The organism is Allobranchiibius sp. GilTou38, assembly GCF_017565325.1.
GTDB lineage: Bacteria > Actinomycetota > Actinomycetes > Actinomycetales > Dermatophilaceae > Allobranchiibius > Allobranchiibius huperziae.
The window spans coordinates 141489-160479 of the sequence record NZ_JAGEKN010000003.1; the positions used below are offsets into that span (position 1 = coordinate 141489).

An 18991-nucleotide genomic window follows, 5' to 3' on the forward strand; every position below is an offset into this window, starting at 1 on the left:
AATGAGGCAGCTTCTCGAAACCACGGCTTATCGGGGCCGGGGCGTGCCGCAGGAATTCGATTCTCCTGGCGCCATGGGAATGCCTCCGGTTGTCGGTGATCTCGACGTCACCCAAGCGTTGAGATGGTGTCGCGAAGTGCTCGCCGCGGCATATTCGCAGGCGAAGATCGACCGCCACCGACTCGATCTCGGCGACCTGGAATCGCAGGCAGCCGAATGTGCGGCCATCGCCAATGCCGCCACCGCGGTACAGACTCTGCGGGTCGCCCAGTACGCAGCAACCGAACGGACGAGTGACTCAGACGGGACCGACATCGAGATCGACCGTGGCATCGGCCACGTCGAGGAGTTCGCCGACACCGACCTCGCACCCGCCATGTGCTGGAGCGAACGGCAGGCCACCGCACGTGTCGGCGACGCGGTCGACGCTGTCACCGTGGCGCCGGCCCTGCTCGATCTGATGGGCGCGGGCGCGATCGACTCCTGGCGGCTGCGCCGGGTCACCGAGATCCTGGCCTACGCGCCCGACCACATCGCGAGCCATGTCGTGGACACCCTCATTGCCCGCGGCGTCACCGGGTGGACCCCGACGCAGATCAGCCGGCGCACCCGCACCCTCCTGACCCGCCTCGACCCGATCGCCGCGGAGACCCAGCACAGCGCTGCCGCGCGTGACGCGGTCGGGGTGTTCGTATCTCCCTCCGCACACACCGGATACACCGATCTGCGCGCGACGCTGGCCACCGAACGCGCGCATACGGCGTACGCCGCGGTCGATGCCCTCGCCCGTGAACTGCACGCAGAGACCACGACCGGTAAGACCCTCGCGCAATGCCGCGCCGACGCCCTCACCGACCTCATCCTCGCCAATGCGCACATCGAGACGACCGTCGTCTTCCAGGTGCCGGTCGACCGCACGCTGGGGAACGGCGAGCTGAGCGCGGTCAGCGCGATCGGGAGTGTCGACGTCGCCGGCGTCGGGACGATCTGCGGCGACACCGTCCGGCGCCTCACGGCCGAGCTCGGCACCCGGATCGCCCGGGTGCTGACCGACCCGACCGCCGGCACGCACCTGGACACCACCACTCGCACCTACTCCCCCACGGTCGCGATCCGCAGGTTCGTCGAGACCAGGGACGAGCACTGCCGCTTCCCCGGCTGCACCGCGCCACCGAAGAACTGCGACACCGACCACGTCATCCCCTGGCCGCGCGGTGAGACGACGCCCTCCAACCTGCAATTGCTGTGCCGCCACCACCATCGTGCAAAACACGAGACGGGTTGGCGGGTGCGCATGAATGACAATGGGGAATGCACCTGGATAAGCCCTACGGGCCGAATCCACGAAACCAAGCCCGAGGCGATGATCGGGGCAGAATCAACTCAGCTGACTGCCTGAATCGAATTTCAGGAATCGACAGCAAACCTCTCATGCGCCTGAATCAACGCAAGATCGGGCGGATGGTGCCGAGCTGGTCCAGGAAGACGTCGACCGCGATGGCGTCGTAACCACCCCGGCCACGCTTGGGCGGGTAGAAGCGCACCGTCTCGATCCGCGGCAGCTCCTCGCCCTTGGCCATCGCGAGCAGCACCTGATCCAGGAACGCGTCCACCTCACCCTCGTCGTACGCGCGGGTGCCGGTGCGTCGGGCGAAGCAGATCTCCCGCACCCAGTCCTGCTGCTTGCCGGTCCACTCGCGGCGACCGCTCCGATTGTCCGTCGACGTGGGTTGCTGTGGGTTCGGCGGAGGCGAGGCCAGGTCGAAGTCGTGCTGCCAGGCCGCGACGTGCGCGAGCAGCGCCTCGACCGCTTCCGGGGTGTAGCCCTCACGCAGCCGGGAGCGGCGCAGCGCGAGCGTCGACACCTGCGGCACGGGCCGCTGTTGGCGCATCAGGATGGCGATCCGGGCGAGCTGCCGGTCGACGTCCTCGACGCTGTATCCACCCCGCTGGCGTGGCAATCGCGCGGCACGGACGGTGTCCACGTGCGTGGACGTCCACGGTGTGTTCATGCTCCCCTCTCCGGCTGTGCTGTGCTCCTCGAGAGCTTCCGACACCCTCGCATGGTGCCCGTAGGATCCCTTGCCATGCGAGTTCTCGTCTCCGGCGGGGCCGGCTACATCGGCTCACACACCGCGGTCAACCTGCTCGCCCACGGCCATGATGTCGTGCTCGCCGACGATTTTGCCAACAGCAAGCCGTCGGCCGTCGACCGCATTGAGCAGGTGAGCGGCCAGCACGTCCCCCTCCACGCGATCGACCTGTGCGACGCCGACAAGACCGACCAGGTGTTCGCCGAGCAGCCGATCGACGCCGTCATCCACTTCGCGGGCCTGAAGGCGGTCGGCGAGAGCGTCGGCAAGCCGTTGGAGTACTACCGCAACAACCTCGACAGCACCTTCTCGCTGCTGGCCGCCATGCACCGCCACGGCGTGCGCAGATTCGTCTTCTCCTCCTCTGCGACGGTGTACGGCGACCACGCGCCCGTCCCGTACAACGAGGACTACCAGCCCCTTTCGGCCGCGTCGCCCTACGGCCGCACGAAGGTCATGATCGAGCAGGTCCTCACCGACACCGCTGCGGCCACCCCCGACCTGTCGGTCGCGCTGCTGCGCTACTTCAACCCGGTCGGCGCGCACCCCTCCGGCCGAATGGGCGAGGATCCCTCGGGCATCCCCAACAACCTGATGCCGTTCATCGCCCAGGTGGCCGTGGGACGGCGCGAGAAATTGAGCATCTTCGGCGGCGACTACCCGACGGCCGACGGCACCTGCGAGCGCGACTACATCCACGTCGAGGATCTCGCCGCCGGGCATGTCGCGGCGCTCGAACACCTGGACTCGATGTCCGAACCGGTGCGCGCCTTCAACCTCGGCACCGGCACCGGCACCTCGGTGCTGCAACTGCTGCACGCCTTCGAGCGTGCGGTCGGACACGAGCTGGCCCACGAGATCGTCGGACGGCGCCCCGGCGACCTCCCGGCGTACTGGGCCGACCCGACGCGCGCGCACGAGGAGCTGGGTTGGAGCGCCCACCGCAGCATCGACGACATGTGCGCCGACACCTGGCGCTGGCAGTCGGAGAATCCGCAGGGCTATCCGGCGAGCTGACCACCGCCCGACAGGCAGGGTCGTCGCGCGCTCTCTACGGCGCGCGACGACCCCAGCCGTCGGCCGCTGCGGCTACATCTGGTCCGGCGCGGTGATGCCGAGCAGTCCCAGCCCGTCGACCAGCACCGCCCGGGTCAGATGGCATAGGGCGAGGCGCGACTCGCGTACCTCGTCGTCCTCGGCCTTGACCACCGGGCACTGCTCGTAGAACGTCGAGAAGGTCTGCGCGAGCTCGGACAGGTAGGTGCACACTCGGTGGGGCTCCAGCGTCTCGCCGACCTGCACGACGACAGCGCCGAAGTCCAGCAGCCGCAACGCCAGAGCGCGCTCGGCCAGCTTACGGACGACGATGGGTCCGACCGGCTCGACCACCCCGGCGCGGGCCAGGATCGAGCGGATCCGGGCCGTTGCGTACTGCAGATAGGGGCCCGTGTCGCCCGTCAGCGCCACCATCCGGTCCAGGTCGAACGTGTAGCCGCTGTCGTGCGCGACCGAGAGGTCGGCGTACTTCAGCGCCGCGACGCCGACCTGGTGGGAGATGACGTCGCGGGTCTGTGCATCCAACTCGGGGCGTGAGTCGGCGATGACCTCAGCTGCCTTCGCGAACGCGGCGTCCACGAGATGCTGCAGGTCCGCGACCTCTCCCGAGCGGGTGCGCAGGATCTTGCCGTCCGTGCCCACCACGTTGCCGATCTGCACGTGGATCGGCTCGGTGTCCTTGATCCACCCCGCGAGTCGCGCTGTCTCCCACACCATCTGGAAGTGCAGGTGCTGCGGCGCCCCGACGACGTAGAGTGCCCGGTCGGCGTGCAGATCGAGCGAGCGGTGCCGGATGGTGGCCAGATCCGTTGCGGGGTAGCCGTATCCGCCGTCGGACTTGCGCACGATCAGCGGCAGCGGCTTGTCGTCCCGGCCGCGGTAGCCGTCGAGGAAGACGCACAGCGCGCCCTCGCTGATGACGGCCAGGCCCTTCTCCTGCAGCGCGTCGCAGATCCCGGGCAGTTCGTCGTTGTACGACGACTCGCCGGCGATGTCGTCGTCGGTCAGCGTGATGTCGAGCTCGCCGTAGACCCGGTTGAGGTAGACCCGCGACAGCTCGAGGATCTCCCGCCACAGCCGCAGCGTGTCCTCCTCACCGGCCTGCAACAGGGTGACCCTGCGACGGGACCGCACGTCGAAATCACCGACGCTGCCTGCGGGTTCGGCGTTCTCGGCGGTCGTGAACTTGCCCCGCGCCGCGCGGTAGAACGCGTTGGGATCGCTCTGCAGCAGGCGGGCGTCGTCGCTGTCCTCCCCCACCTCGAGCAGGTGCTCGATGAGCATCCCGAACGGCGTGCCCCAGTCGCCGAGGTGGTTCTGGCGGATCACGTCGTGACCGAGGTACTCCAGGGTGCGCACGAGGGAGTCGCCGACGACGGCGCTGCGCAGGTGGGCGACGTGCATCTCCTTGGCCGCGTTGACCGAGGAGTAGTCGACCACGACGGTCTGCCGGGGCGGGCGTACGACGCCGAAGTGGTCGTCCTCGCGCAGTGCGGTGGCCGCCCGGCCGATCCAGGCGGAGGAGAAGGTGACGTTGAGGAACCCCGGCCCGGCGATCTCGACATGCTCGACCAGGTCCCCGTGATCGAGGTGGTCCACGATCGCCTGCGCGACCTCGTGCGGCGGACGACCCAGACGCTTGCCGGCTGCCATCGCGGCGTTGACCTGCACGTCGGCATCGGTCTGCCGCTTGTTCGCCGGGCGGATCACCGGGTCGGCCTCGGCCCAGTCGGCACCGAACGCGGCAGCCATCGCCTCCTGGACGCGCGGAGTGAGGGCGGCAATCGGGTCAGTCATGCCCGCAAGGATAGGGACCGGGCGCCCGGCTCATTCCGGTCGGTGCTGCTCCAGCCAGGCCCGTTGCCGCGCCGCCGAGGCGCAGGACAGCCAGGCGTCCGCGACGATCTCGGCCAGCTCCTCGACTGCCACCTCGCCGATGCGACTCGCACGCACCAGCACCGAGGAGTGACCCTCTAAGTGCGGGATGGTGAAGAACGGCGAGCCCGCGTTGCGCTGCGCGTGCGGCATCGCCGTCGCGAGACGGTGGACATCGGCGACGGTCGCCCTCCGACCCATCTCTGAGAGGCTAGTCGCCGAGCGGCCCGGCGGGCGGGTCACAGGCAGTCTTCAGGGGAGCCCGGCTACCGTCCGCCGTCGCATGTCACATCCCTCTCCACACCGGAGAAACCAACGAAACCGATGAGAGTCGAGCCGTGAATCACCTCAGCTACCTGCAGGCCGTCGTCATGGGCCTGCTGCAAGGCGTCACCGAGCTGTTCCCGGTCTCGAGCCTCGGGCACTCCCTGCTGGTCCCCGCGTGGATCGGCGGCTCCTGGTCGGACCTGGTGACGCAGCAGGGATCCAAGAGCGCGACGCCGTTCCTGGCCTTCATCGTCGCGCTGCACGTGGCGACGGCGTTCGCCCTGATCGCCTTCCAGTGGCGGGACTGGCTGCAGGTGCTCGGTGGTGTCGGTGACCTGGCGCGCGACCGCCGGATGCGTACGCCGCGCTCGCGTCTGTTGGTCCTCCTGGTCGCCGCCACCATCCCGATCGGCATCATCGGACTGGTCCTGGACAAGCCGCTGCGGCACCTGTTCTCCCACCCGCTGGCCGCCGCGATCTTCCTGACGCTGAACGGCCTGGTGCTGCTCGCCGTGGAGCTGCTGACCCGCCGTGCGCGGCGTACGCCGGTCCGCGCTCACGCCGCCGACGCCGGCGGCGCGGAACTCGACTTCTCGGGCACCGGTTTCGGCGAGGCGATCGCGATCGGCACCAGCCAGGCGCTCGCACTCCTGCCCGGCATCTCCCGCTCCGGCGTGACGATCTCCGCGGGCCTGCTGCGCGGCTGGAGCCACGAGCGAGCGGTGCACTTCGCGTTCCTGCTCGCGACCCCGGTCATTCTGGCCGCCGGCGTGCTGAAGGTGCCGGAGCTGTTCGGACCCGAGGGCGACGGCATCCGCGGCCAGGTGATCGTGGGCTTCGTGGTCGCCTTCGTCGCGGCGTACGCCGCCGCCCGCTGGCTCACCCGTTTCCTGCGCACCCGCACGCTCTACCCGTTCGTGATCTACTGCCTGATCGCCGGGATCGTCAGCATCATCCGCTTCGCCTGACGACGATTTTCGGGCCAGCGAACGGGCCGTACGGGGTCGGCGATTCGCGGCTCGACAGCCCGCCTGCGGTCGAAGACCACCCCACGCTGGCGCGCACCACCCCTTTGGGCGGTCACACTAGGGGTATGGCTTCCTCTGGAAACAACCGGCCGCGTCACGCCAACAGCCCCTTCGCGGCTCACGTCGAGCCGGACGTCGAGGACTTCGCGCTCGCCGACCGGGTCTGCCACGACACCTATGGCGTGGGCCGCGTCGTCGGCGTCGACAAGAGCGGCCTGACGGTCGACTTCGGCAGCTCGACGCGCCGTATCGAGACGCCGTTCCGCAAGATGACCAAGCTCTAGAGCCACGCGGGTGGCACACCCGGGTCTCGGCTACGACAACCGCACCGGGCGCGGGCCCGGGCGGGTCGTGCGCACGATGAGCGCCCTCGTGCCCGGCGTACGGCGGGTGTGGCGCCAGGCGACCCCGTACGCGGACGCCTGGCATGCCCGGAACGTCGAGACGATCGACCGACCGGGCCGCCGCTGGATCGTGCTGGGCGACTCGATGTCGCAGGGCATCGGCGCCTCGGCGTACGACGCCGGGTGGGTCGGACAGCTCGCGGGCCGCCTCGCCGCCGACGGCCACGACCTGCAGATCATCAACCTCTCGGCGACCGGGGCCTGCGTGACCGACGTCCTCGAGCAGCAGCTCCCGGCACTGGAACGGCTCGGCGTACGGGACGACGACCTCGTCACGGTGATGGTGGGTTCGAACGATCTCTTCGGAGGGCGGATGCGGCGCGCGGCCCTCCCCGGTGCGTACTCCAGGTTGGTCGAGAGCGTGCCGGCGAGATCCCTGGTCGCCACCCTCCCCCAGCCGAGCGGGCCCGCGCGCGCCGCGAACGTCTTCGTCGAGGCGGCCGACTCCTCCGGTCGGATCGTGATGGTCGACCTGCGCGTCACCGGGCCCTCGTCCTGGCGCGGGCGGCTCGCGGCGGACTACTTCCACCCCAACGACGCTGGGTACGCCGCGATCGCGGCGGCGTTCGAGCCGACCGTCCGCCAGGTGCTCGACCGCCTCACCGATGGGTAGCAGACGCACTGAGCGCGCTACCGTCGCTGCCGCTGAACCCTCGAGGACCGCTGGCGCACATCGGCACCGCGCGCTCGACCGCCATGCTTCCGCTTCAATCACGCGTTGGTGGAAGAAGGTGACAGGGTGGCCTCTGAGGAAGCTGGCGAACTGCGCGAGATGGTGGCAGGCGGCCCCGATCTCCGTGCCCTCGCAGCGTTCTTGACGAGCCGGAGGTACGAGCAGCATGTCGAGTTGTCGTGAGTGAGGCGTCCACGTCCGCGCGCGCGGACGTATTGCAGCATTTGCGTCGGGCCCGCGACCTCGCCGACCAGTCGTACGCAAGCAACCTCGATCTCGCCGACCTCGCCTCCGCGGCCGGGCTGTCCAAGTTTCACTTCATACGCCTCTTCGCAGCGACCTACGGGTTGACTCCAGGGGCGTACCTGTCCACTCGGCGGATCGAACGCGCCCAAGACCTGCTGCGCTGCACCGGTCTGACGGTCACTGAGGTATGCCATGAAGTCGGGTTCTCCTCTCTGGGATCCTTCAGCAGCCGGTTCCGGGCACTGGTCGGTGAGACACCGCGACAGTTTCAAGCCCGCCACGCACATCGCGAAGCACACAGAATTCCTGGTTGCGTCGTGTTGATGTGGGGTCTGACCGACCACACCGGCCTCAACTCCGCAATCGGCGAGAAGCCCCACGTCGACGTGTGACCATAGCCTTGGCTCGTGATCACCAACATCAGCATCGTGAACGTTTTCGTCATAGACCAGGACGAGGCCAGACAGTTCTATACAGAAGTCCTCGGCTTTCTACCGCGGGACGACGTCACCTTGGCACCCGGATATCGTTGGTGCACTGTTGCCCACCCGAATCAGCCCGAATTGCTGGTCAGCCTGACCATACCGGGGCCACCACTAACCCCTGAACTCATCCAGGAAATGAAAAGAGCCCAACTCGCCGGGGGAATGAGCGGCCTCGGGTTCAATGTGGACGACTGTCAGAGGACCTACGAAGATCTCACGTCCAAGGGCGTTGAGTTCGTCCAACCCCCGACGGCACGCTCCTACGGCGTTGAAGCTGTTTGTCGTGACAACTCGGGTAATTGGATGGTCCTGATTCAACTCGCCCAGCAGTAGCCCGACCATGCCAGGTCCTGTGCGCACGGGCATCGACGCCGGCCCCGGCATTCGCGTTATGAGCGTTGCCCAGACCGCCGTTCGCGATCATAATGACCCTATGCGCCGGCGGGCTCATCTCCGACTAGCGGTAGTCACCAGCGCTGCCGCACTTGTCGTGGCAGGCTGTACCGCCGGTGGTCATTCATCGCTGAGAACCACGCAGACGGTGCGCTCCAGCCAATCGCCCGTGGTGACCTCACACGAAGAAGCGACGAACACAGGAAAGCGGCTCGGGGCGGCCGGATGCGCCCCCGCGTCCCCGGTCACTGCTGGACCCGAGATTCAAGGCACCGGTCGGGGCGCGACACTGTATGGCCTCATCATGACGACTAAACCTCTGCCCATCAGAACTGCTGAACAGGTCAAGATTGTCTGGCGCATGACCGGAAGTGGGCCACTCAAACTTTCCATCGCTGACCCCCAAGGAAATCCAGTCGCGCTCCAATGGGGACCAGATATTCACAGTGGTAGTAATTACAACCGGCCAGGTGGCGAGTGGGGCTCCGGTTATCTTTTCACCAAGGCCGGCTGCTGGCACCTGCACGCACAAAGGACGAGCGGTTCGGCAGACGTGTGGATCCGTGTCCGATCGTCCTAGCCCTTGACCCTTGCCGAGCACGTTGTCGAACCGTCCCGTGATCAAGGCGACCTCCCGGCGACTCCCCGCGATGGTCAGGAGCCGGTCAGGCAGGCGCGCAGGTACGGCGCCGTCGCACTGCCGGTGGCTGCGGCGACCGCCTCCGGCGTGCCCGTCGCCACCACGCGGCCACCCGCGTCGCCGCCGCCCGGCCCGAGGTCGATCACCCAGTCCGCGCTGGCGATGGTGTCCAGGTCGTGCTCGACCAGCACCACGGTGTTGCCGGCGTCGACGAGCCGGTGCAGCTGCCGCACCAGCAGCGCGATGTCGGCGGGGTGCAACCCGGCAGTGGGCTCGTCGAGCAGGTAGAGCGCGTGCCCGCGGCGGGCGCGCTGCAACTCGGTCGCCAGCTTGATCCGCTGGGCCTCCCCACCGCTGAGCTCGGTCGCCGGCTGCCCCAGTCGCAGGTAGCCCAGCCCGACCTCGCGCAGCGTGGTCAGGCTGCGAGCGGCCGAAGGCACGTCGGCCAGGAAGTCGGCGGCCTCCTCGACGGACAGGGCCAGCACGTCGGCGATGTTCGTGCCGCGGTACTCGATCTCCAGGGTCTCCGCGTTGTAGCGCGCGCCGTGGCAGGTGGGGCACGGCGCGTACGTGCCGGGCAGGAAGAGCAGCTCGACGGACACGAACCCCTCACCCTGGCAGGTCTCGCACCGTCCCTCGGCGACGTTGAAGGAGAACCGGCCCACGCCGTACCCGCGCTCGCGGGCCTCCGGAGTGGCGGCGTACAGCTTGCGCACCGCATCGAAGAGCCCTGTGTACGTCGCGAGGTTCGAACGCGGAGTGCGCCCGATCGGGCGTTGGTCGACCCGCACGAGCCGGTCGAACGACTCCAGCCCGGTCGCATCGTCGACGTCCACCGCGAACGCCGTCTCCTCCTCCTCGTCGCTCGCCTGCCCGAGGTGCTGACGCACCAGCTCCGACAGCACCTGGGTGACCAGCGTCGACTTGCCCGACCCGGACACGCCGGTGACGGCCGTCAGCACGCACAGCGGCACGTCGACGCTGAGGTCGGACAGGTTGTGCCGGGTGATCCCCTGCAGGTGCAGCCATCCGTGCGGCGTGCGACCCGGGCGCTCGAGCGGTTCCGCGCGACCGAAGAGGTAGTCGCCGGTGACCGACTCCTCGACCTGCTCGAGGCCGTCGACCGGGCCGGAGTAGAGCACCTGTCCCCCGTGCTCGCCGGCCCCAGGGCCGATGTCGATGATCCAGTCGGCGCGGCGTACGACGTCCAGGTCGTGCTCGACGACGAAGAGGGAGTTGCCCGAGCTCTTCAGCCGGTCCAGCACATCGAGCAGAGGCGCGGCGTCTGCGGGGTGCAGCCCCGCGGACGGCTCGTCGAGGACGTAGACCACCCCGAAGAGACCCGACCGCAGTTGGGTGGCGATGCGCAGCCGCTGCGCCTCGCCGGGCGACAGCGTCGTGGAGCTGCGCCCCAGCGACAGGTAGCCCAGCCCGAGGTCGAGCAGCACCTGCACCCGGCTCACCAGGTCGCCGGCGAGGCGCACCGCCACCTCGGTCGCTTCCCCGGAGTCGGCGTACGACGTCGCGGCGCCCGCGTGCGTCAGCTCGGCGACCGGCCGCAGGAGCGCGGTCAGCTCGACGAACGAGAGCGCGTTCATCGCCGCGATGTTCAGGCCGCGGATGGTGACCGCCAGCGAGTCGGGCTGCAAACCGGTGCCACCGCACGCGGTGCAGGTGTCACTGCGGACGAAGCGCATCGCCTTGTCACGCATCATCTGGCTCTTGGTGTCGGCCAGCGTATGTCGCACGTACTTGCGCGCGCTCCAGAAGGTGCCGTAGTAGTCGCGGCCGGTGGAGTCGTCGGCCTCGCCGCGGCGGTCGATGAGCACCCGCGGCTGCTCGTCGGTGTAGAGCAGCCAGTCGCGGTCCTTGCGGGCGAGGTCGCGCCACGGGACGTTGACGTCGATGCCGACGGTCTTGGTGATGCGCAGCAGGTTCTTGCCCTGCCAGGCTCCCGGCCACGCAGCGATCGCGCCGTCACGGATGCTGAGCGACGGGTCCGGCACGAGCAGGTCCTCAGCCACGTCGTGCACCTCGCCGAGTCCGTGGCACACCGGACATGCGCCGGCCGCTGTGTTCGGCGAGAACGCTTCCGCTCCCAGCCGTTTCGCGCCCTGCGGGTAGGTGCCGGCGCGCGAGTAGAGCATCCGCAACAGGTTCGACAGCGTGGTCAGCGTGCCGACCGTCGAGCGGGAGCTCGGGGCGCCGCGTCGCTGCTGAAGGGCCACTGCCGGGGGCAGCCCGGTGATCTCCTGCACGTGCGGCGCGCCCACCTGCTGCAGCAGTCGGCGCGCGTACGGCGCCACCGACTCGAAGTAGCGCCGCTGAGCCTCGGCGTAGAGCGTGCCGAAGGCGAGCGAGGACTTGCCGGATCCGGAGACTCCGGTGAAGGCGACCATCGCGTCGCGCGGGAGGTCGACGTCGATGTGCTTGAGGTTGTGCTCGCTGGCTCCGCGGACGTGAACGAAATGGTCGATCGGGTCATCGGGCACGTGTCCATCTAACCGCCCGCGGCGCTCCTCACAGCATTCGCTCGAATGCTGCGTCGTCCACGCTCGGCGCCGACCCGAGCAGGGCTCCCCCCGCGGCACATAGCGTGGCGTCATGACGCACCCATCACGCCGGCCGCGGCCGCGCGTGAACGAAGACTCCGGCGGTTCCCGGAGCATCACCTCGGCCAAGGGCTCGCGTGACGAGCCGGAGCTGGAGGAGGCCTATGAACGACTGGTCGACGAGGGTCACGACCGGCTGGACCGGCCGCTACTCCCGTTGCTGTCGACCGGTTTCCTGGGCGGTGTCGTCGTCGGGGTGGGGGTGCTGATTTACCTGGTCGTGGAGGCCAAGACGGGCAACCCCCTGCTGGCCTCGCTGGCGTTCACCATCGGCTTCGTGGCGCTGCTCTTGGCCAGCAGCGAGCTGTTCACCGAGAACTTCCTCGTGCCGGTCATCTCCGTGGTCGCCAAGGTGGGCACCCTCACGCAACTGGTGCGGCTGTGGGTCGTGACGCTGGCCGCCAACCTGGTTGCCGGTTTCGCCATGGCGGGGATGATCGTGGTGGCCCTGCCCGACGTGCACGACGCCGCAATCAAGGCGGGCTCCCACTACGCCCACCTCGGCGTCTCCTTCCGCTCGTTCTTCCTTGCGGTGCTCGCCGGAGCGGTCATCACGCTGCTGACCCGGATGCAGCACGCGACGGAGAACCTCGGCGTCCGCGCGATGGCCGCGGTGATGATGTCGTTCGTGCTCGTCGGAGCCCAGCTCTTCCACTCCGTGCTGGACTCGATCCTGATGTTCGCCGGGCTGCTGACCGGTCGAGCGGATTACGGCTACCTCGACTGGCTGGGCGCTCTCGGCTGGTCGGCGTTCGGCAACCTGGTCGGCGGGCTGGTGCTCGTCACCGGCCTGCGCCTGCTGCGTACGTCGCACCGCATCGCCGAGAGCCGCGACGAGGGCCAGACCGGCTGAGTCGAGGCCGCATCCGACGGTCGACGAGGGCACTCGCGCCGGTGTCAGCGCTGCATGAACTGCGCGATGACCTGGCCCAGTTCCGGACCCGCGTCCTCCTGCAGGAAGTGACCGGCGCGCTCGATCGTGGGGTGGCTCCGATCCCGGGCGCCCGGGACGTGCCGGCGCAGGATGGGTGCCATCGCCGCGGTGATCGGATCGGCGTCACTGAACGGCAGCAGGAAGGGCAGTTCGCAGGTCGAGAGCATCAGCCACGCGGCACGATTCGCGTCACTGGCCGGGTCGTCGGGTCGGGTCGGCACGAGGCCGGGCATTGCGCGCGGACCCGCCTTGGCGCGTTCGTCCGGGAACGGCGCGTCGTACGCGGCGCGCACCTGCGGGGTCATCGGGCGCGCGCACCCACCGTCGACCAGCCGACCGATGTCGAGCACCTGCGCCTTCTCCACGGCGCGGCGGAATCGCCACCAGACCTCCGGCATGTCGACGTCGCCGGTCGGCAGTCCGGTGTTGGCCGCGACCACGCGGACGAAGCGGTCGGGGTGCTCGGCGAGCAGCCTCAGCCCGATCAGTCCGCCCCAGTCCTGGCCGACCAGGGTGATCTCGCGCAGCTGCAGGTGCTCCAGCACCAGCTCGCGGGTCCACTCGACGAGCCGGGCGTAGGAGTAGTCGGATGTGTGCAGCGGCTTGTCCGACCGCCCGAATCCGATCAGATCGGGCGCCACACATCGGATCCCGTGGTCCGCGAGCACGCGAATCACCTGGCGGTAGAGGAAGGACCAGGACGGCTCGCCGTGCAGCAGCAGAGCCACCGGTCCGTCGACGGGTCCGACGTCGACGTACGCCATCCGCATCGTCCCGCCGTCCGGATCCGCGACCTGGGCGTACGCCGGGTCCCATGGAAAGTCCGGCAGTTGCGCGAAGGTGGCGTCGGGGGTGCGGTAGACCTCCATGCCCGTCACCCTCCCAGCACGACGCGGTTCATCGGGCGCGGCACCGTCACCGGCGTCGGTTGAGGATCGCGTCGGCGAGATGCGTCCCCGACAGCCATGCCGCCTCGACGCGCGGCTTGTCCGACCACGAGTCGCCGCAGAAGCCGATCCCGTCCTCGCCGAGGTGGAAGGCGTCCTCGCGGGTGCTCGCGGGGTGCGCGAACGACCAGCGCTGCACCCGTGACCAGATCGGTCGGCCGCGAATGTCGAGCAGGGCCGCGAGCGCGTCGAGCATCGCCGGCCCGGCCGCGTCCGGGTCGGCGAGGTGCTGCCTGGCCAGTTCCTCGGTCGCATGAGCGACCAGCACCGAGGCACCGTCGCCACGGCGGGCGCCGTCGTCGGCGATCCACGTCAGGTGCTGGTCGCCGTTGACGAAGGCGCCGTCGAATCCTTCGTGCCACGAACGGCGTTCCCACCCGGCGAGCAGCGCCAGGGTCGGGGCGTAGTCGTCGGTGAGCCGCGTCCGCGACGGCACCGACGGGTCGAGCAGGCGCCGCGCCTGCGGGTCGGGCATCGCCAGCACCACGGTGCCGGCCGGTCGCCCGTCCACCGCGAGCGCGCCGGTCTGCTCGTCCCGCGTCACGGCCTGCACCGCGCTCTGTTCCGTGCGCAGACCCGCCGCCAGGTCCTCGACGAGCGCACGCAACCCGCTCGGCGACGCCCAGCGCATCGACCCTTGCTTGGAGTCGCCACGTTCGCCGTCGTCGTACACCTCGAAGGTGTCGGTCCACTCGCGGGCGAGCCCGCGCGCCTGCCATTCGGCGACGACGGCGGCGAACCGGTCGTCGCTCACCGTGAAGTACGACGCGCCGGTGTCGACCGCGTGACCGTCGACCGTGCGCACGGCCATCCGCCCGCCGAGGCGACGGCCCTGGTCGAGCAGCGTCACGTCGACACCGCCCTCGGTCAACGCCCGCGCGCACGCGACCCCCGAGATGCCTCCACCGACGACGACCACGGGATCCATGCGTCCATCCTGCACAGCCGGTCGGCGCGCGGCGCGTCAGCCCGGCTACAGGGCCGTGACCGAGCCGTCCCGAACCTGCCAGCGGTGGTCGAGCCGGACGTTGTCCAGCAGTCGCCGGTCGTGCGAGACGAGCAGCAGGGCTCCGTCGTAGGACTCGAGAGCCTGCTCGAGCTGCTCGATGGCCGGCAGGTCGAGGTGGTTGGTGGGCTCGTCCAGGACCAGGAGGTTGACCCCGCGTGCCTGCAGCAGCGCCATCGCGGCGCGTGTGCGCTCCCCGGGTGAGAGCCGACTGACCAGGCTGGTGACCTGGTCGGCCTTGAGACCGAACTTCGCGAGCAGCGTGCGGATGTCGGCGGGATTCATCTGAGGCATCGCGGCCTCGAAGGCGTCGCCCAGAGACAGGTCCTCGGCCAGTCCCGTGCGGGCCTGGTCGATCTCGCCCACGGCGACCGAGGCGCCGAGGCCCGCTCGACCGGTCGTGGGAGTGAGCCGTCCGAGCAGCAGCCGTAGCAGGGTGGACTTGCCCGCACCGTTGGGACCGGTGACGCCGATCCGGTCGCCCGCGCTGATCTGAAGAGTGACGGGTCCGAGAGCGAAATCGCCGAGCGTCGCGGTGGCGTCGTCGAGCGTTGCGACCACGGAGCTGGACCGCGGCGCTCCGGCGATCGAGAACTGCAGCGCCCACTCCTTGCGCGGCTCCGCCACCTCCTCCAGACGCGCGATGCGCGACTCCATCTGGCGGACCTTCTGCCCCTGCTTCTCCGCGGACTCCGACTGCGCCTTGCGGCGGATCTTGTCGTTGTCCGGCGACTTCTTCATCGCGTTGCGGACGCCTTGGGAGCTCCACTCCCGCTGGGTGCGAGCGCGGCTCACGAGGTCTGCCTTCTTGTCGGCGAACTCCTCGTAGGCCTCGCGGGCGTGCCGCCGTGCGATGGCCCGCTCCTCCAGGAACGCGTCGTACCCGCCGTCGTAGACCGCGACCTGACGCTGAGCCAGGTCGAGCTCGACCACCCGGGTCACCACCCGGGAGAGGAACTCTCGGTCATGGGAGACGAGCACGACGCCGGCGCGCAGCTCTCGGACGAACCCCTCGAGCCGGTCCAGCCCGGCGAGGTCCAGGTCGTTGGTGGGCTCGTCGAGCATCACCAGGTCGAAACGGCTGAGCATCAGTGAGGCCAACGCCGCGCGGGCAGCCTGCCCACCCGAGAGTGACGTCATCAGAGCGTCCGGGCCCACGTCGAGACCGAGGTCGGCCAGGACCGCCGGAAGCCGGTCGTCCAGATCCGGCGCACCGCTGGCCATCCAACGATCGAAGCTCACCGCGTACGCGTCATCGGCCCCGCGCGGCGGCTGGTCGGCACCGAGGGCGGCCGCCGCCTGCTCCATGGCCGACGTCGCCTCCTCGGCGCCGGTACGCCGGGCCACGAACCGACCCAGCGTCTCGCCCGGGATTCGTTCGTGCTCCTGGGGGAGCCACCCCACGAACGCGTCGCTGGTCGAGGTGGACACCGTGCCGTCCAGCGGCTCCAGATCACCGGCGAGGATCCGCAGCAGCGTGGTCTTGCCCGCGCCGTTGGCACCGACCACACCGACCACGTCACCGGGCGCGACGGTCAGGTCCAGGGCGCTGAAGAGGGTGCGGTGCGCGTGCCCGCCGGCGAGATTCTTGGTCACCAGGCTCGCGCTCACCCGGCGATCGTAGTTGCGCGCCGGCCGGCCTCTAACGATCACGAACCCTGGCCTCCGCCATACGACCGGCAGTAGCGTGACGACATGGTGCTGCGAGCTCGACTCCTGGTCATGCTGTCCGCCGTGTTCGCCGTGCTGGGACTCGTCGTCGCGTCCCCCGCGCACGCAACCGTCGATCAAAAACGACCGCAAGGGTTTTCGTGGCGTCTGGTGCCCACCGGGTCCACGAGCCACTTCCGCGGCCTGGCTGCGGTCAGCCGCCAGGTAGCGTGGCTGGGCGGGTACGACGGCACAGTGCTGCGGACCGTGGACGGCGGCCGCACCTGGGAGAACCGGTCACCGGCAGGCGCCTCCACGCTGCAGTTCCGTGACATCTCGGCCACCGACGCGACCCACGCGGTCGCCATGGCGGCCGGCACCGGCACCGACTCGCGGCTGTACGCGACCTCGGACGGCGGACGCAGCTGGCAGCTCTCCTACACGAACACCGACCCGGCCGCGTTCTTCGACTGCATGTCCTTCTCCGACCCGCGCCACGGCCTGGTGCTCAGCGACCCGGTCGACGGACGCTTCCGCATCCTGTCCACCCGCGACGGCGGCCACACCTGGCAGGTGCTGCCGAACGCGGGGATGCCGCTGGCGCAGACCGGCGAGGCCGGGTTCGCCGCGAGCGGCGAGTGCATCACGACCCTCGGCCGCGACGCGTGGTTCGGCTCCGGCGGCGGCGCCGTCTCGCGGATCTACCACTCCCGCGACGGCGGCCTCACGTGGTCGGCGCAGTCCACCCCGATCGTCAGCTCCGCGAGCGGCGGCGTCTTCGGCCTCGCGTTCCGTACGCCGTTCCTCGGCGTCGCGGTGGGCGGCGACTTCAACGCACCGGCAGCGAACACCAACGTCGCGGCGTACTCCCTGTTCGGTTCGCCGTGGATCGGCGCCGCCCACCAGCCGTCGGGATACCGCTCCGGTGTCACGTTCGTGTCGCGTACCTTCGCCACAGTGATCTCGGTCGGGCTGACCGGCTCGGACGTGTCGTACGACGCGGGCCGCGACTGGCACACCTTCGACACCGGCCAGTTCGACACGGTCAGCTGCGCTCACGACGGAGCATGCTGGGCGTCCGGCGATCTGGGCCGGGTAGCGGTGCTGCAGCGCTGACCGCCGCCTCCCCCTGATCGGCCGGCGCCGCCGGCCGCGGCGATCCGGCCGGTCGCAGGAGGGCCGACCCGGCCAGCACGACTGCCGCCGCGGCGAGCAGACCGGCCGCGGTGAGCAGACCGTGCTGCAGTCCCGTCGTGTACGCCGTCAGCGCGGCCGACCGCACCCCGGCCACCGGCGCGTGCGTACCTGCCGCCGCCGACTCGAGCACGAGCTGACGCAGCTGCGGCGGGATCGCCCGCAGGTCGAGGTGGTCGCGGTAGACCGAGGTCGCCACGCTGGACAGCGCCGCGATCCCGACCGCTCCGCCGAGCTCGCGCGACAGGTCGTTGACGGCGGACGCCACGCCCTGCTCCGCCTTCGGAAGAGCCTTCGTGATCGCGGTGGTGGCCGCCGGCATGGCGAGCCCCCCGCCGATCCCCAGCACGAACAGCCCGAGCGCGACGACCCAGTACGACGTGCTGCCGTCCGCGCGGGACAGCCACACCAGCGCGACCGCCATGGTGCCGAGCCCCAGCGCGCTCTGCAGCCACTGGCCGATGCGCCCGTCCAGGCGTGGGGCGAGCCCGCGGGCGGCCGGCATCAGTCCGAGCGGCAGCGGCAGCATCGCGCAGGCCGCCTCCAGCGGGCTGTCACCGCGCACCAGCTGCAGATACTGCAGGAAGAGCAGGATGAAGCCGAAGAACCCGAAGAACATGGCCGCCAGGGACAGCGACCCGGTGGAGAAGCCGACGTTGCGGAAGTGGCGCAGCGCGAACAGCGGTCGCGATGCGCGGGCCTCCCAGGCGAGGAAGAGCACGCCCACCAGCACCGAGGCGCCGATGATGGCGAGGGTCGACGCGGAGGTCCACCCCGTCGTGGGCGCCTCGACGATCGCGTAGACGAAGAGCACGAGAGCGCTCACCGACAGCAGTGCGCCGAGCGGGTCGTTGGACGCCTCGTCGGGCGCAGCCGACTCCGGGACGGCGACGACGACGCCGATCAACGCCACCACCGCCATGACGGCGCTCGCCAGGAAGACGGAGTGCCACTGCCACCACCGCAGGACGAACCCGGCGATGAACAAACCGAGGACGGCGCCCACGGCTGCGACACCGGCCCAGGTCGCCACGGCCACCTCACGGCGTTCGCGGGGGAACGACGAGGTGATCGTCGAGAGGGTGGCGGGCATGACGAGCGCCGCTGCCACACCCATCGCGGCGCGGACGACGATGAGGGTCGACGTGTCGTCCTGAATCAGCGGGACCGCGCCGGCCACGGCGAAGATGGCCAGCCCGACCATCAGCGTGCGCCGGCGGCCGAACCGGTCGCCTAGCGCGCCCGCGGGCAGCAGCAGCGAGGCGAACGCCAGCGCGTACGCGTCGACGATCCAGGTCAGCTGCGTCTGCGACGCGTGGGTGTCGACGGCGATCGAGGGCAACGCCGACAGCAACGACGACACGGCCGAGACGACGGTCGCCAGCGCCAGCAGGATGACCGGCAGCGTGGCTCTGGTGCTCGTGTGGGAGGTGGTGGAGGTTGGATGCGACATGAGGGTTCCTGCCCGATGTGGGAGTGCGTGCGATG

Annotated in this window: 17 protein-coding genes; 9 read left to right on the forward strand and 8 right to left on the reverse strand. The window is 69.8% G+C overall.

All coding sequences use genetic code 11. The annotated features are described in order from the left end of the window. Positions 1–136: 136 nt before the first annotated feature. Positions 137–1399 carry an HNH endonuclease signature motif containing protein gene (locus tag JOB34_RS01175; protein ID WP_208051002.1) on the forward strand — a complete coding sequence of 421 codons (1263 nt, stop codon included), beginning with the start codon at positions 137–139 and terminating at the stop codon, positions 1397–1399. Positions 1400–1442: 43 nt separating this feature from the next. Here the strand turns inward: JOB34_RS01175 and JOB34_RS01180 are convergent, their stop codons facing one another. Next, positions 1443–2012: a DivIVA domain-containing protein gene (locus JOB34_RS01180; RefSeq protein ID WP_208051003.1), complete on the reverse strand. Its 570-nt coding sequence runs from the start codon at positions 2010–2012 to the stop codon at positions 1443–1445. A gap of 75 nt (positions 2013–2087) precedes the next feature. On the opposite strand from JOB34_RS01180, the gene galE reads away from it, so the two are divergent. Beyond that, positions 2088–3110 (forward strand): UDP-glucose 4-epimerase GalE, encoded by a 1023-nt coding sequence (gene galE, locus JOB34_RS01185; protein WP_208051004.1) that lies wholly within the window; start codon positions 2088–2090, stop codon positions 3108–3110. Positions 3111–3182: 72 nt separating this feature from the next. Here the strand turns inward: galE and argS are convergent, their stop codons facing one another. Both argS and JOB34_RS01195 read right to left on the reverse strand, forming a co-directional pair. Then, complete coding sequence (argS, locus tag JOB34_RS01190; RefSeq protein ID WP_208051005.1) at positions 3183–4946, reverse strand: arginine--tRNA ligase; 1764 nt, start codon at positions 4944–4946, stop codon at positions 3183–3185. Between the two features lie 30 nt (positions 4947–4976). Continuing rightward, the gene (locus JOB34_RS01195; RefSeq protein ID WP_208051006.1) at positions 4977–5225 is read right to left on the reverse strand and encodes a hypothetical protein; all 249 of its coding nucleotides are present in this window, start codon (positions 5223–5225) and stop codon (positions 4977–4979) included. 137 nt (positions 5226–5362) lie between these two features. On the opposite strand from JOB34_RS01195, the gene JOB34_RS01200 reads away from it, so the two are divergent. From JOB34_RS01200 to JOB34_RS01220, 5 genes are all read left to right on the forward strand, one after another. Further along, positions 5363–6259, forward strand: a complete 897-nt coding sequence (locus tag JOB34_RS01200) for an undecaprenyl-diphosphate phosphatase (protein ID WP_208051007.1) — start codon at positions 5363–5365, stop codon at positions 6257–6259. 125 nt (positions 6260–6384) lie between these two features. Further along, on the forward strand, positions 6385–6603 hold the full coding sequence (locus JOB34_RS01205) for a hypothetical protein (protein WP_208051137.1): 219 nt from the start codon (positions 6385–6387) through the stop codon (positions 6601–6603). Between the two features lie 10 nt (positions 6604–6613). Beyond that, positions 6614–7336, forward strand: a complete 723-nt coding sequence (locus JOB34_RS01210; protein ID WP_208051008.1) for an SGNH/GDSL hydrolase family protein — start codon at positions 6614–6616, stop codon at positions 7334–7336. 239 nt (positions 7337–7575) lie between these two features. Continuing rightward, positions 7576–8034, forward strand: coding sequence for an AraC family transcriptional regulator (locus tag JOB34_RS01215; protein WP_208051009.1), 459 nt, complete (start codon positions 7576–7578; stop codon positions 8032–8034). Between the two features lie 15 nt (positions 8035–8049). Further along, positions 8050–8460: a VOC family protein gene (locus JOB34_RS01220; protein ID WP_208051010.1), complete on the forward strand. Its 411-nt coding sequence runs from the start codon at positions 8050–8052 to the stop codon at positions 8458–8460. Between the two features lie 714 nt (positions 8461–9174). Here the strand turns inward: JOB34_RS01220 and uvrA are convergent. After that, positions 9175–11652, reverse strand: coding sequence for an excinuclease ABC subunit UvrA (gene uvrA, locus JOB34_RS01225; RefSeq protein ID WP_347813680.1), 2478 nt, complete (start codon positions 11650–11652; stop codon positions 9175–9177). A gap of 112 nt (positions 11653–11764) precedes the next feature. Between uvrA and JOB34_RS01230 the strand changes: the two genes are divergently transcribed. Further along, positions 11765–12625 (forward strand): formate/nitrite transporter family protein, encoded by an 861-nt coding sequence (locus JOB34_RS01230; RefSeq protein ID WP_208051012.1) that lies wholly within the window; start codon positions 11765–11767, stop codon positions 12623–12625. Between the two features lie 44 nt (positions 12626–12669). On the opposite strand, the gene JOB34_RS01235 is transcribed toward JOB34_RS01230, so the two are convergent. From JOB34_RS01235 to JOB34_RS01245, 3 genes are read right to left on the reverse strand one after another with little or no spacing between them, the layout of a single operon-like run. Beyond that, complete coding sequence (locus tag JOB34_RS01235; protein ID WP_243757451.1) at positions 12670–13575, reverse strand: haloalkane dehalogenase; 906 nt, start codon at positions 13573–13575, stop codon at positions 12670–12672. 46 nt (positions 13576–13621) lie between these two features. Then, entirely contained in the window at positions 13622–14581 is a 960-nt protein-coding gene (locus JOB34_RS01240; RefSeq protein WP_208051014.1) for an FAD-dependent oxidoreductase, read from the reverse strand. Positions 14582–14626: 45 nt separating this feature from the next. Next, positions 14627–16270 carry an ABC-F family ATP-binding cassette domain-containing protein gene (locus JOB34_RS01245; protein ID WP_208051015.1) on the reverse strand — a complete coding sequence of 548 codons (1644 nt, stop codon included), beginning with the start codon at positions 16268–16270 and terminating at the stop codon, positions 14627–14629. Positions 16271–16354: 84 nt separating this feature from the next. Between JOB34_RS01245 and JOB34_RS01250 the strand changes: the two genes are divergently transcribed. Beyond that, the gene (locus tag JOB34_RS01250) at positions 16355–17425 is read left to right on the forward strand and encodes an oxidoreductase (RefSeq protein ID WP_208051016.1); all 1071 of its coding nucleotides are present in this window, start codon (positions 16355–16357) and stop codon (positions 17423–17425) included. Here the strand turns inward: JOB34_RS01250 and JOB34_RS01255 are convergent. Further along, positions 17355–18956: an MFS transporter gene (locus tag JOB34_RS01255; RefSeq protein WP_208051017.1), complete on the reverse strand. Its 1602-nt coding sequence runs from the start codon at positions 18954–18956 to the stop codon at positions 17355–17357. The two genes, JOB34_RS01250 and JOB34_RS01255, sit on opposite strands and share 71 nt — an antisense overlap. Positions 18957–18991: the final 35 nt, after the last annotated feature.